Origin of the sequence: Bradyrhizobium sp. LLZ17 (assembly GCF_041200145.1) — a bacterium.
Lineage (GTDB): Bacteria > Pseudomonadota > Alphaproteobacteria > Rhizobiales > Xanthobacteraceae > Bradyrhizobium.
On record NZ_CP165734.1, the window covers coordinates 5456539 to 5470115 of the forward strand.

Consider the following 13577-nt stretch of genomic DNA (forward strand, 5'->3'; position numbering starts at 1 on the left):
TATCCGGTACCGCACAGCGGCAGGTGGTTTCGGGATTAACCCCCTTTCGCGCAAAGGGATAATGGGCACTTGCATGCCACGGCCGGCCGAGGAACAATTGACCATCGCGGGGGTCCGGATTACTGGCCCGGTGCAAACCACAGCAAGAGATCGATGAACGCTCCTACGCCCCACCTCGTCATTGCAGATGACCATCCGCTGTTCCGTGATGCGCTGCGGCACGCGGTGGCCGGCGTCCTGAGCACGGCGAAGATCGACGAGGCCGGATCGTTCGAGGATCTGACGAAACTGCTGGAGCAGACCTCCGACGTCGATCTGGTTCTGCTCGATCTCTCAATGCCCGGCATCTCCGGCTTTTCCGGCCTGATCTATCTGCGCGCGCAATATCCGGCGATTCCGGTGGTGATCGTGTCGGCCTCCGACGACAGCGCCACGATCCGCCGCTCGCTCGATTTCGGCGCCTCCGGCTTCATCCCGAAGCGGTTTGGCGTCGAGACGCTGCGCGATGCCATCCTCAAGATCATGGACGGCGACGTCTGGGTTCCCGCCGACACCGACCTGTCGGCCGCCGCAGACCCCGACATGACGCGCCTGCGCGACCGCCTGGTGACGCTGACGCCGCAGCAGGTGCGGGTGTTGATGATGCTCTCGGAGGGGCTGCTCAACAAGCAGATCGCCTATGAACTCGGCGTCTCCGAGGCGACCATCAAGGCGCATGTCTCCGCGATCCTGCAAAAGCTCGGCGTCGAGAGCCGGACCCAGGCGGTGATTGCCGCGGCCAGGATCGCAGGCGGGCAGTGGAAGCAGGGCACCCCGACCGGGTGATTGGCTACAGCGTCTCCAGGAACTCGTTTGCGGCCCGGATATCGGCGGTCTCGGAACCCGTGACAAAGCCATCGAGCGCCGATTGAAGCAATAGCTTCGCCTCCTGGCCCTGGCCGCGTTCGGCAAAGAGGTTTGCAAGATCGATTGCGGAGCGCAGCTCCCAGGCTTTTGCGCCCTTGCGACGGCTCAGTTCAAGCGCGTTGCTGAGCGAGGCTTCCGCTTCCTCGCCCATCGGCCGCGGCAGGGACAGCAACACCTTGCCCTTCATGCGCAGCAGCTCGGGCATATAGAGGTGATCGCCGCCTTGCGTGACGAGCCGGATCGCGTCGTCGATCACGCGCGCGCTCTGTTCGATCTGCCCAAGCGCCAGAAGGCCGTGAACCAGCGCGATATTGAAGGTCGTGGTGAGCAGCTCATAGCCTGCGTCGTGCAACTCCTGCAGGCTGCGCCTGATCGTCTCCACGCCGCTCCCGGCGTCTCCGCGCCGGATCGCAAGCTCGCCTTTCACGCCCCTTCCGACCGCGAGATAAGGTCCCATCGAGCGCGATTCGGCGTGAGTGATGAATCGATCGATGTTCTCTTCCGCGCCGTCGAGGTCACCGCTCCAGAGATCGATCGAGACCGCCCATATCAGAGCGATGCAGAGCGTGATCGGATGATCCATTTGCGCGGCATCATTGACCGTCTGCCGCGCCAGTTGCCGCGCATGTGAGGGCTGACCCTGTAGCCAAAGCTCTCGCGCCAGCGAGATGCCGGCCCGGTTGCGATGATCGAAGCCGTAGACCGTGCTGATCCGCTCCGTGCCGGGCCCTTGCCAGGCAGCCTCCAGCATCTTCATCGCGTCGCGATGTTCACCGCCCAGATGCAGCGAGACGCCGACGAGCGATTGCGCGAGGGCGACGGAGGCGGCGTCGCCCAACGCTTCGGCAACTGCGAGACTCTGCTGCGCATAGCCGAGCGCGGCATCGAACCGGCCGATCCGCTCGTGGAAGATGTGCATCCGGCCGAGCAACTGGAGCTGGTTCGGCGCGTCGCCAAGAGCCTCGGCAATCGCAAGGCTCCTGGTCAGGGCGTTGCGCGCGGCTTCACTGCCACCGCGGGTGAACATCAAGCTCAATCCGAGCGCGGCTTGAATATGCATTTCCTCGGCGCTGCCGCGCGAGGCGGAATCGATCGCAAGCAGCGCCCGCTCGGACCAGCGCCGGCATTCGGTGAGCAGGGACATCGCCAGGAAAACTGGCGCCGCAGCAGCGGCGAGCGCAATGCCGATGCCGACGTCGCCGCGCGGGCCGAAGCACCAGTCGAGCGCGGCACGGACATTGTGAAGCGCGGAAAAATGAATGGCGCGCTCGTCGGCGCTCGGCACCGTCGCCCATTTGGTGCCGGCCTGTTGCAGCCATCGCCAGTAATAGGTGGCGTGGCGGGCGGCGAGCGCCGATCCGTCGTCCTCGATTGCGAGCAGATAGGCGCGCGTCGTGTCGAGAAGGCGGTAGCGCATCATGGCGCCGATCGGCCGCGGCGCGACCATCGACTTGGCGACGAGGCTGTCGATGGCATCGAACAGCCGGGAGCGGTCGATGTAGTCGTCGGGCACCACCTCGAGCGCGGCGTCGATGGTGAAATGCCCGGCGAAAACCGCAAGCCTGCGCAGCACGAGGCGTTCGAGATCGGACAACAGGCCGTAGCTCCAGTCCAGCGTGGCCTGCAACGTTTTCTGTCGCGGCGGCGCGGTCCGCTGACCCTGCCAGAGCAGGTTGAGGCGCTGGTCCAGCAAGGCCGCAGTCTGCTCCAGGCCGTAGGCTTCGACGCGGCCCGCGGCGAGCTCGATCGCCAACGCCATGCCGTCGAGCTTGCGGCAGATGCCCGCAGCGATGGCGGCACTGGAATCGTCGAGTGCGATCCGCGCGCCGGCGGCTTCCGCACGTTCGAGGAAGAGTTCGAGCGCGGGATAGGTCCGGGCAGCCGCAGCCGTCAGTTCTGGGCCGTCGGGTGGAACGGCAAGCGGCGCCAGCCGGTAGACCTGCTCGCCTTCGACGCGCAGGGCCTCCCGGCTTGTGGCCAGGATATGGACGTGCGGCGCGGCGTGAAAGACCTCAGCGGCCAGCGGGGCTGCGGCCGCCATCACGTGCTCGCAATTGTCCAGGATCAGCAGCATCTTCTTGTCCTGCAGATGCGCAAGCAAGGCAGGCATGGGATCGTCGGCCTGGGCCGGCAGACCAAGCATCAGCAGCAGCGAGGTGATCACGAGATCGGGGTCGCTGAGTGCTGCAAGATCCACGAAGTGCGCGGCATCGGCGAATGTCTCGAGCAGATCGTGCGCGATCGCCACGGCAATTGCGGTCTTGCCAACGCCGCCGGGGCCGACGATCGTGACGAAGCGTGATGCGGTGAGCTTCTCCGACACGGTGGCGCACGCGTCGGCCCGCCCGACCATCCGACGCAGCCGGTTCGGCAGTTTGACGGGCGGCAATTCGATCCGCGGCACTGGGCGTCGCTGCGCCGGAAGATCCGCATGCGAGATCGGTGCCACGAAGCAATAGCCGCGGCCCGACAAGGTCGCGATGTAGCGGGCGCCGTCCTTGCCATCGCCCAGCGCTTTCCGCAGCGCTGCGATGTGAAAGCGCAGATTGGCTTCCTCGACGGCCATGCCGGGCCAGAGCTGGGCGATCAGATCCCATTTGCTGAGGGCCTGGTTCGGCCGCGACATCAGCGCGATCAGTGTGTCGAACGCCTTTGCGCCGAGCGGCAGCGCAACGCCGTCACGCATCACGAGCCTTTCATGCGGAGCCACGGTGAAGGGCCCGAACGAGAGCGTCGTTGCCGCAGGCGCAGCCGGCTCAGTCATCACGAAATCTCGCCCATTTGCGGACCCGCATAGCCAGTCCCCGGAGATCCGGCAAGTCCGGCTTTGCATCGGCGTCAGCCCGTGCATGCAAGTCTCGTCATCGGGTTCCCGGACGGGCTCACAACTTCTCACAAGTCCAAACGGGCGTGCTGGGGCGGCGGCTGGTAGGTCATTTGCGTGACAGCAAGGAGATCCTGATGAGCCAGACGGCAAAAATCCTCTACACGGCCCGGACCCACACCACCGGTGGTCGCCAGGACGGCATGTCGCGAAGCTCCGACGGCCGCCTGGATGTGAAGTTGTCGCCGCCGGGCGGCGCAGGCATCGGCACCAATCCCGAGCAATTGTTCGCGGCCGGCTGGTCCGCCTGCTTCGAAGGCGCGATGGAGATCGCAGCTCGCAAACGGAAAATCGTGCTTCCGAGCAAATGCGCAATCGATGCCGAGATCGATCTCGTCCTCGTCAAGGGCGCCTATGCGCTCAGGGCCCGGCTCGGTGTCAGCCTGCCCGGCCTCGATCGCGAGGTCGCGCGCGATCTCATCGATGAGGCGCACCAGACCTGTCCTTACTCAAAGGCCGTTCGCGGCAACATCGACGTCAGCGTCGATCTGATCTGACGACTCGACAACCATCAATAGGATATCAAGACCATGAAACAGATCATCGACCAGCATCGCCGCCAGTTTCTCGGCGTGGCAGCCGGGACCGTCGCCGTCGGTCTCGGTGTGATCGACCTTGCGCGCGCCGAGACGGAGACACCGCGACCCTCAGTAACGAATGCCTCCTTCGGTACCATCAAGCAGATCAATGCGGGTGTGCTGAACGTCGGCTACGCCGAAGCCGGTCCCGCGACCGGCCCGGTGGCGATCCTGCTCCACGGCTGGCCCTATGACATTCACAGCTTCGTCGATGTCGCACCGATCCTGGCGCAGGCCGGCTATCGCGTGATCATCCCGTATCTGCGTGGCTATGGCTCGACGCACTTTCTCTCCAGCGAGACGCCGCGCAACGGCGAGCCGGCGGCGTTGGCGGTCGACATCATCGCGCTGATGGATGCGCTCGACATCAAGAAGGCGGTCGTTGCCGGCTTCGACTGGGGCGCGCGTACCGCCGACATCATCGCGGCGCTGTGGCCGGAGCGCTGCCGCGCGCTGGTGTCGGTCAGCGGCTATCTGATCTCCGGCCAGGCTGCGGGAAGCGCACCGCTGCCGCCGGCGGCCGAGCTGCAATGGTGGTACCAGTTCTATTTCGCGACCGAACGCGGTCGCGCCGGCTACGAGAGGTATACGCATGATTTCGCCAAGCTGATCTGGAAGCTGGCCTCGCCGCAGTGGAAGTTCGACGACGCCACTTTCGATCGCAGCGCGGCAGCCTTCGACAACAAGGACCACGTCGCGATCACGATCCACAATTACCGCTGGCGGCTCGGGCTCGCCAAAGGCGAGGCGAAGTACGAGGAGATCGAAAAGAAGCTTGCGGCAGCCCCGGTCATCGATGTGCCGACGATCACGATGGAAGGCGACGCCAACGGCGCGCCACACCCCGATCCCACCGCCTATGCCAAGAAGTTCTCCGGGCGCTACGACTATCGTCTGGTCACCGGCGGCGTCGGACATAACCTGCCCCAGGAAGCACCGCAAGCCATTGCCAAGGCTGTCATCGACGCCGATGGGGGCGCCTGATCGCTACTCCGCCGCCACCATCTGCTGCGTTCGCCATTGCCCGAGCAAAGCGCGGAGCGAAGCCGGCTTCAGCGGCTTGTTCAGCACGGCTATCTTTTCCTCGCGCGCGGCCATCTGCACGGCGGGGCTGCGGTCGGCGGTGATCAGGATCGCCGGGATGGTATCGCCGAAGCGGCGGCGGATGTCCCGAATGGCGGCGATGCCGTTGCCCCGGTCGAGGTGATAGTCGACGAGCAGGCCGGTGACGCGTTTGCCGGCGGCTTCGATCGCGGCGATGGCGCCTTCGGGATCGGCGACCGCGATCACCTCGGCGTCCCAGGCCTTCAACAGCGTGCGCATGCCGTCGAGGATCGCGGCATCATTCTCGATGCAGACGATCAGCGCGCCCGCAATCGGCGTGCGCGCCAGCGGCGTTGCACTGGTCACCGCCGCGGTGAGCGTCACCGCCTTCGCGGTCGGTACCGTCACGGAGAACAACGATCCGCCGCCGGCATTGGCGTCGATGGCGATGCCGTGGTTGAGCACGCGCGCCAGCCGCTCGACGATCGAAAGTCCCAGCCCCAGCCCGCGCGCGATCCGTGCGCCTTGCTCGAGACGGTGGAATTCCTTGAAAATCTCGCCGCGTTTGAGCGTCGGGATGCCGACGCCGGTGTCGTAGACGCAGATCTTGAGCGAGGCGCCGCGGCGGCGGCAGCCGACCAGCACGCGCCCGCGCGGGGTGTATTTGATCGCGTTGGAGATCAGGTTCTGCAACAGCCGCCGCAGCAGCAGCCGGTCCGATTCTGACCGGCAGCGAGCAGGGCACGAAGGCGAGCTCGAGGTTCTTGGCGCGCGCGACCGGAGCAAACTCGATCTCCAGCGAGCGCATCAGATCGGCCATCTTGAAGCTCGAGATCGAGGTCGTCATGGCGCCGGCATCCAGCCGCGAGATGTCGAGCAGCGCGCCGAGGATTTCCTCGATGGCCTGGAGCGACTCGTCGATGTTCTCGACCAGCCGCGTCTCCTCGCCGCTGTGCTGGCGCTCGACCAGGCTCGTGACATAGAGCCGCGCCGCGTTCAGCGGCTGGAGAATGTCGTGGCTGGCGGCGGCGAGGAAGCGCGTCTTGGAGATGCTGGCGTCCTCCGCCGAGCTCTTCGCGCGCGCCAGCTCCGAATTCAGCCGGGTCAGTTCCTCGGTGCGATCACGCACGCGCTTTTCCAGCGTGGCATTGGCGCGCTCCAGCGCTTCGGCCGCTTCGAAGGTGGGCGTGACGTCGGTGAAGGTAATGACGAAGCCGCCGCCCGGCATGCGGTTGGTCAGGATCTCGATCACCATGTGGCGTTCCGGCAGGCGCTCCAGATAGGGCTCACCGTCGGTGGTGTAGGCCGCAAGCCGCCGCTCCAGCATGGCTTCGCGCTCGACCGGATCGTCGGGATTGCTCACGCCCATGAATTCCAGGATCTCGCGTAACGGCGTGCCGAACTGGATGAAATGCGGCGGCACGTTGAGCAGTTCGCCGAACTGCCGGTTCGAGCAGATCAGTTGCAGGTCGGCATCGAGCACCGCGATGCCCTGGCGCACGTGGTTGAGCGCGGTCTGAAGGATTTCGCGGTTGAAATGCAGCGCCGCATGGGAGTCGTCGAGCAGCTTTAGCGCAGCTTTCGCCGAGACCGTCCGCTTGCGCAGCAGCAGAGACATCACGAGCCGCGAGGACGCCGCACCGATCGAGGAGGCGATCAGATGCTCGGCGTGCTGCAACAGCTCGAAATCGGCGGGTGCCGCCAGCTCCAGTCGCACATTGCGCCGGGCCGAGAACGCCTCGAAGGAATGCCGGGCGCGGTCGGGCCCGAGATATTGCGCGACCGTGGTCTGGATATCCTGCACCGTGATGGTGGTGCGCCAGCGGCGGAAGTTCGGAGCGATCGGGGCGAGCGTGATCGGCACGAACAGATCAGCCTGCACGAGCTCGATGGACGAAGGCTGCCGCGCCAGAGACAGCAGCACATAAGTGAGGATGTTGAGCGAGAGCGACCAGACGACGCCGTGCATCAGGGGCGACAGGTCGGCGCCGAACAGCGCCTGCGGCCGCAACGCCTCGATGCCGAACGGGCCATGCTGCAGCAGCAGGATGCCCGAGGTCGAGGTGTCCATGAAGCTCGGGATGAACAGCGTGTAGAGCCACACCGCAAAGCCGACCAGCATGCCCCCGATGGCACCGCGGGCGGTGGGCGCGGCGCCACAACAGGCCGCCGAAGAAGCTGGGTGCGAGCTGCGCGATGGCGGCAAAGGACAGCAGGCCGATCGCCACGAGCTGCGTATTGCCGAGCGCGCGATAGTAGAAATAGGCCATCACCATGATGGCGAAGATCGCGAGCCGCCGCGAACGCAGCAGGAAGTCGCCGAAATCAACGCCACCGGTGCGGCCGTCGGGCCTTCGCTGCAACACCAGCGGCACCACCAGATCGTTCGAGACCATGATCGAGAGCGCGACGCATTCGACGATCACCATCGCGGTGGCCGCCGACAGGCCGCCGACGAAGACGGCGACGCTGAGCAGGTTGGCGCCGCCCTCGATCGGCAGTGCGAGCACGTACATGTCGGGATCGGCAGCACCGAACGGGAACGTGATGAGGCCGGCGAGCGCGATCGGGATCACGAACAGGTTGATGGCGACGAGGTAGAGCGGGAACAACCAGCGCGCCCGGCCGACCTCGGCATCCGATGAATTCTCCACCACGCTGACGTGGAACTGGCGCGGCAGCAGCATGATCGCGCACAGCGACAGCAGCGTCATGGTGAGGAAGTTGCCGATCGACGGGGAATAGTTGATCGCCCGCACCGCCTCCGGCGTCTTCATGGCGCGCTCGATCAATTCGTGCGGCGAGAACATCCAGAAGGTGACGAAGATGCCGGCGGCAAGGAATGCGACCAGCTTGATGATGGATTCGGTCGCGACCGCCAGCATCAGGCCGTGCTGGTGCTCGGTGGCGTCGGTGTGCCTCGTGCCGAACAGCACGGCGAAGGCGGCCATCGCCAGCGTCACCATCAGCGCCACGTCGCCGATGACCGGAATATGTGAGAAGGCCTGGTCTTCGCTCAGGATGACTTCGAGCGAGGAGGCGACCGCCTTGAGCTGGAGCGCGATGTAGGGCACCGAGCCGATGATCGCGATCAGCGCCACCGTTGCCGCCACCGCCTGGCTCTTGCCGTAGCGCGCAGCGATGAAGTCGGCGATCGAGGTGATGTTCTGGGCTTTCGCAAGCTGGATCACGCGACGCAGGACCCCGGCGCCGAGCCCGATCATCAGGATCGGGCCGAGATAGATCGCGAGGAAGTCGGTCGAGGTCCGGGTGGCAAAGCCGACCGAGCCGAAGAACGTCCAGGAGGTGCAGTAGATCGCCAATGACAACGGATAGATCAGCCCGGAGGCGCGGCCGCGCCCGGCCGGCGAGCGGCGGTCACCATGGCTCGCCACCAGGAACAGGAAGCCGATATAGCCGAAGGCGGCGGCGATCACGCCCCAATCGTGGAGCATTGCGGAGGACTCTCCCAGGGCGCCACAGCTCCGCGCCCGATCTCATTGTCCAAGTAAATTTCCAAGCGAATTTCAAGCAAATCTAGCGCGTCGGCGGGCTGCAAGCGACAGCGAAATGCCTTGCAGGGGCGGGAACTGGTGTTGTCGTTAAGCCGCAAACCCCAACGTCGTCCTGGCGAAAGCCAGGACCCATAACCACAGCACATGGTGATGGGCACCCAAGTGGCGTCAGCGAGCCGCAACAATTCGCAATCGGGGTAATGGGTCCTGGCTCCCGTGCGCAATTTCGCACTAGGCCAGGACGACCCCGAGCTACTCCGCCGCCAGCGACTGTTCGCGCAGCGGCAGACCCAAGCGGTCCCACACTTGCAGCAGCGCTTCGGCGAGCCGATCGATCAGGCCGTCGTCGTGATAGGGCGAGGGCGTAATGCGCAGGCGTTCGGTGCCCTTGGCAACGGTCGGATAGTTGATCGGCTGGATGTAGATGCCGTGCTCTTCGAGCAGAAGGTCGGAAGCCTGCTTGCACTTGTCGGCATCGCCGATGAACAGCGGCACGATGTGGGTGTCGTTCGACATCACCGGGAGGCCGGCGGCATTGAGGATCGCCTTGACGCGGGCGGCGCGGTCCTGGTGGCGTTCGCGCTCCCAGTTCGAGGTCTTCAGATGCCTGATCGCCGCGGTCGCGGCCGAGCAGATCGCCGGCGGCAGCGCGGTGGTGAAGATGAAGCCCGGCGCGTAGGAGCGCACGGCATCGATGATCTGTCCGTTCGCCGCGATATAGCCGCCGAGGCAGCCGAACGCCTTGGCGAGCGTGCCTTCGAGGACGTCGATGCGGTGCATGACGCCGTCGCGCTCGGCAATGCCGCCGCCGCGCGGGCCGTACATGCCGACGGCGTGGACCTCGTCGACATAGGTCATCGCGCCGTACTTCTCGGCGAGATCGCAGATTTTTGCGAGCGGGGCGACATCGCCGTCCATGGAATAGAGGCTTTCGCAGGCGATCAGCTTCGGCCGGTTCGGACCTGCGGCCTTCAAGAGGCGTTCGAGATCCGCGAGGTCGTTGTGCCGGAACACCAGCCGTTCGCAACCGGACTGGCGGATACCCTCGATCATCGAATTGTGGTTGAGCTCGTCCGAGAGGATCAGGCAATTCGGGATCAGCTTGGCGAGGGTCGCGATGCCGGTCTGGTTCGAGACATAGCCGGACGTGAACAGCAGCGCGGCTTCCTTGCCGTGCAAATCGGCGAGCTCGGCCTCGAGCTGCACCAGCGGATGATGGGTGCCGGCGATGTTGCGGGTACCGCCCGCGCCGGTGCCGACGCGCGTCGCGGTTTCGACCATGGCGCCGACCACCTTGGGGTGCTGGCCCATGCCGAGATAATCGTTCGAGCACCAGATCACCACGTCGCGCTTGCCCTTGGGCGAGTGCCAGAGCGCATGCGGGAACCGGCCGGCGATGCGCTCGAGGTCAGCGAATACGCGGTAGCGCCGCTCGGCGTGCAGGCGATCAAGGGCGGAATTGAAGAACTCGCTGTAATCCATCGGCAAAACCTGCAACGGAACCTGATCAGGGGCTCGCATCCTCTTAGAGCTTTTCCAACTCTAATGTCTATGCGCTATCCCACATTTGAACCCGAAGGGCATTTGGGCAAAATGCCCCATCGCGGGCGCGGCGGCTTGATGTGGGTCAAAACGACCGGCGGGATCGCCCATGTTGCTGTGCGGTATCTGTGGCCATCCTTCGAGACGCCCGCCTTTGGCGGGCCCTCAGGATGAGGACCGAGTGTGCGGCAGCAGTTTCAACGAGCTCCGATTGCCGCTTAGCCTCATCCTGAGGAGACCGCGAAGCGGTTGTCTCGAAGGACGAGGCGCGCGCTCACGCCGTCCAAAATGCCACATGCGACTGCCCTGCCCCGCAAGCGGGGCGAGGTGAAGTGAGCCCTCACGTCGTCCTGAAGCGCAGTACGCCGTCCTGTGTCTCGGCCGTGAGCCTGCCCTCGACGATCATGTAGTTCACGTGAGCGACCAGTTCGCCGGCGGCAAAGCCCATCTGGTGTTCGTCCAGCACATGCTTGTTGAACACCACCGGCACCAATGCGCGCGAGGTCTGCGGCTCCTCGCGGCAGGCTTCCGCGATCAGGCGGCAGCGCTCCTCGTGGTGATCGGCGAGCTGCTTGATGCGGGTCTTGAGCCCGTAGAACGGCACGCCGTGGCCGGGCAGCACCAGCAAATCATAGGGCAGGGTGGTGGTGAGGCTTGCGAGCGAGGCCAGATATTCGCCGAGCGAATTCTGGTCCGGCTCGACCGCCCAGACGCTGACATTGGGCGAGATCTTGCTCAGCACCTGGTCGGCGGACAGGAACAGCTTGTCGTCGGCGCAATACAGCATCACCTGGTCGAGCGCGTGCCCGCCGCCGGTGATCACCTTGAAGCGACGCGCGCCGATCACGACCTCGTCGCCATGCGAGATGCGGCGGTAGGATGGCGGCAGCACCGAGACGCGCTTGAGATAATCCTGGCCGCGGCCGAGCAGCTTTTCGGTGAGCGACTCGTCCATGCCGTGGCGGCGGAAGAACAGCCGCTGCGCCTCGCGCCGTTCCTCGGTGCCGCGGTTCTGGTGATAGACCGATTGCAGATACTCGACCTGCGACATCACCAACGGGCAATTGAACCGCTCGACGATCCAGCCCGCGAGGCCGACATGGTCGGGATGCGAATGCGTCACGATCAGCCGCGTGATGTGAACGCCCTTCAGCGGACCCTCGAACAGTTTTGTCCAGGCCTCGATCGACTCCTCGTTGCCGAAGCCGGCATCGACCATCGCGTAGCCCTCGCCGTCGGCGAGCAGGTAGATGTTCACGTGGTTGAGGCGGAACGGCAGCTTCAGCCGCGCCCACAACACGCCGGGCCGCACCTCCACGACCTCTTCGGGACCGGGATGCTGCTCCCAAGGGTAGCGCAGGGCCTCGGCGGAGGACTGCGCGATATCGGTTTTTGCGTTCATGCCACCGGCTTAAACCCGCTCGCCACGGCGCGCCAGCCGAAAAAGGACGCTAAAGCGGCCCGCATAGCCGTCATTCCGGCAGTTTTCCGTAGCCCGGATTTCGCCGCGCTCCATTCCCGGCTACAGGTCCGATATCGTGGTTAAGCGGCGGTCGAGGCTGAACCTCACTGGTCTCGACCGCGGTGATCGATCCAGCCGTAGGTATAGATGGAAATATCTGGAGATCCGGTCGTCCCGTACGCGCCCCAACGGATCTGTGCTGACGTCGTGGTGTGCTTGTTGAAATCTCCCGTCAGAATTTATTACGGTGACAGTGCACTAAATTGACGCCGGCCCGGATATTACGGTGACAGTGCATTAAATTGACGCCGGCCCGGTTCGGCTGGCATGATGCGGCATGGCTCGTCTTGCTCGTGTCGTCATCCCCGGCCATCCCCACCATGTCACCCAGCGCGGCAATGGCCGGGCGCGCAGAATTACGGTGACAGTGCATTTAATTGACGCCCCACGCTTCTTCGGTCATATTGCGGCATGGCCCGTCTTGCCCGTGTCGTCATTCCCGGTCATCCACACCACGTCACGCAACGCGGCAATGGCCGCGCGCGCACGTTCTTTGACGATAGCGACTATGCCCTTTATCGCGACCTGCTCGCGGCGAGCTGCCATACGGCCGGGGTCGAGGTGTGGGCCTGGTGTCTGATGCCGAACCATGTGCATCTGATCCTCGTGCCGTCCGACGCCGACGGGTTACGCCGCGCCCTGGCCCCCGTGCATCGCCGCTACGCCGGCATCATCCACGCCCGCCGCAAGCGCACCGGCCATTTCTGGCAAGGCCGTTTCGGTTGCGTGGCGATGGACGAGGCGCACCTCGCTGCTGCGCTGCGCTACGTCTCCCTCAATCCGGTGAGGGCTCGGCTCGTCGAACGGGCGCGCGACTGGCGCTGGTCCAGCGTCCGCGCCCATATCGGCGGCCGCGACGACGGCATCACCGCGATCGCGCCGATCCGCGAACGCTATCCGGACTTTTCGCATTTTCTGTCCGAGGAGAGCGAGGCTGGCATGATCGCGCAGCTACGCGGTGCCGAAACCATCGGTCGCCCGGTCGGCAATCCGAAGTTCCTGGATATGATCGAGCGGAAGACAAAGCGCGTTCTCAAGCCGGCCAAGCGAGGGCCGAAGCCGCGCGTGGATCGCGAGAAAAGTTAAATGCACTGTCACCGTAATCCCTGTTCGGCGCACTGCGTGCCGCAGAGAGCATCGGCCGACCGCTGGGAGACAGCCGCTTCATCGCCCGCATCGAGCGCCAGACCGGGCGTCTCCTCAAGCCGGCCAAGCGCGGGCCCAAGCCGTCGGCACCGGAGGACGATTGAGCTCTGGCGGTAATTAAGTGCACTGTCACCGTAATTCTAACGGGTATCCTAGCAACACTACTGGACTGCACCCCGTAAGTGAGAGAGGGGTTACAGCGACAGTGCGCGCAACAATCGACAGAAGCTTTTCCTAATCAAGGCCTGCTAGGTGAGGACGGCGCGCGACTTAGAATTCGTACGCTCCCAGGATCGACGCGCGCTGGCGCCGTTTCGACATCGGGGTGTGCGATCGCTGTGCTCCCAGGCTGGATTGCAAGCGCCTCACGAATCCAGCGGGGCCAGCTATCCAAATCCGATCCTGGTTTCACTGCTAGGGTGGTGTTGCTGACTGCGGTG

Annotated in this window: 7 protein-coding genes and 1 pseudogene; 4 read left to right on the forward strand and 4 right to left on the reverse strand. The window is 64.9% G+C overall.

Annotated elements, in window-relative coordinates; genetic code table 11:
* Positions 1-153 precede the first annotated feature (153 nt).
* The gene (locus AB8Z38_RS26225; RefSeq protein ID WP_369720631.1) at positions 154-825 is read left to right on the forward strand and encodes a response regulator; all 672 of its coding nucleotides are present in this window, start codon (positions 154-156) and stop codon (positions 823-825) included.
* 4 nt (positions 826-829) lie between these two features.
* Here AB8Z38_RS26225 and AB8Z38_RS26230 read toward each other — a convergent pair whose 3' ends face one another.
* A complete protein-coding gene (locus AB8Z38_RS26230; protein ID WP_369720632.1) occupies positions 830-3670 on the reverse strand; it encodes a winged helix-turn-helix domain-containing protein in 2841 nt (946 codons plus the stop codon).
* A 197-nt stretch (positions 3671-3867) separates the two neighbouring features.
* Here AB8Z38_RS26230 and AB8Z38_RS26235 point away from each other — a divergent pair, with 197 nt between their 5' ends.
* On the forward strand, positions 3868-4287 hold the full coding sequence (locus AB8Z38_RS26235; RefSeq protein WP_369720633.1) for an organic hydroperoxide resistance protein: 420 nt from the start codon (positions 3868-3870) through the stop codon (positions 4285-4287).
* 33 nt (positions 4288-4320) lie between these two features.
* Positions 4321-5352 carry an alpha/beta fold hydrolase gene (locus tag AB8Z38_RS26240; RefSeq protein WP_369720634.1) on the forward strand — a complete coding sequence of 344 codons (1032 nt, stop codon included), beginning with the start codon at positions 4321-4323 and terminating at the stop codon, positions 5350-5352.
* 3 nt (positions 5353-5355) lie between these two features.
* Here AB8Z38_RS26240 and AB8Z38_RS26245 read toward each other — a convergent pair.
* The 3 genes and pseudogenes from AB8Z38_RS26245 to AB8Z38_RS26255 all read right to left on the reverse strand — a co-directional run bounded on the left by AB8Z38_RS26245 (position 5356) and on the right by AB8Z38_RS26255 (position 11871).
* Positions 5356-8867, reverse strand: a pseudogene (locus AB8Z38_RS26245) (NahK/ErcS family hybrid sensor histidine kinase/response regulator).
* Positions 8868-9179: 312 nt separating this feature from the next.
* Positions 9180-10409 carry a 5-aminolevulinate synthase gene (hemA, locus tag AB8Z38_RS26250; protein WP_369720636.1) on the reverse strand — a complete coding sequence of 410 codons (1230 nt, stop codon included), beginning with the start codon at positions 10407-10409 and terminating at the stop codon, positions 9180-9182.
* 400 nt (positions 10410-10809) lie between these two features.
* Complete coding sequence (locus tag AB8Z38_RS26255) at positions 10810-11871, reverse strand: MBL fold metallo-hydrolase (RefSeq protein ID WP_369720637.1); 1062 nt, start codon at positions 11869-11871, stop codon at positions 10810-10812.
* Positions 11872-12402: 531 nt separating this feature from the next.
* On the opposite strand from AB8Z38_RS26255, the gene AB8Z38_RS26260 reads away from it, so the two are divergent.
* Positions 12403-13077: a transposase gene (locus AB8Z38_RS26260; protein WP_369720638.1), complete on the forward strand. Its 675-nt coding sequence runs from the start codon at positions 12403-12405 to the stop codon at positions 13075-13077.
* Positions 13078-13577: the final 500 nt, after the last annotated feature.

Bases quoted from the DNA above. Each gene is read 5' to 3' on its own strand.
- AB8Z38_RS26260 (WP_369720638.1), top strand. From the start codon at position 12,403: ATGGCCCGTCTTGCCCGTGTCGTCATTCCCGGTCATCCACACCACGTC.
- AB8Z38_RS26240 (WP_369720634.1), top strand. From the start codon at position 4,321: ATGAAACAGATCATCGACCAGCATCGCCGCCAGTTTCTCGGCGTGGCA.
- AB8Z38_RS26255 (WP_369720637.1), bottom strand. From the start codon at position 11,871: ATGAACGCAAAAACCGATATCGCGCAGTCCTCCGCCGAGGCCCTGCGC.
- AB8Z38_RS26235 (WP_369720633.1), top strand. From the start codon at position 3,868: ATGAGCCAGACGGCAAAAATCCTCTACACGGCCCGGACCCACACCACC.
- AB8Z38_RS26225 (WP_369720631.1), top strand. From the start codon at position 154: ATGAACGCTCCTACGCCCCACCTCGTCATTGCAGATGACCATCCGCTG.
- AB8Z38_RS26230 (WP_369720632.1), bottom strand. From the start codon at position 3,670: ATGACTGAGCCGGCTGCGCCTGCGGCAACGACGCTCTCGTTCGGGCCC.
- hemA (WP_369720636.1), bottom strand. From the start codon at position 10,409: ATGGATTACAGCGAGTTCTTCAATTCCGCCCTTGATCGCCTGCACGCC.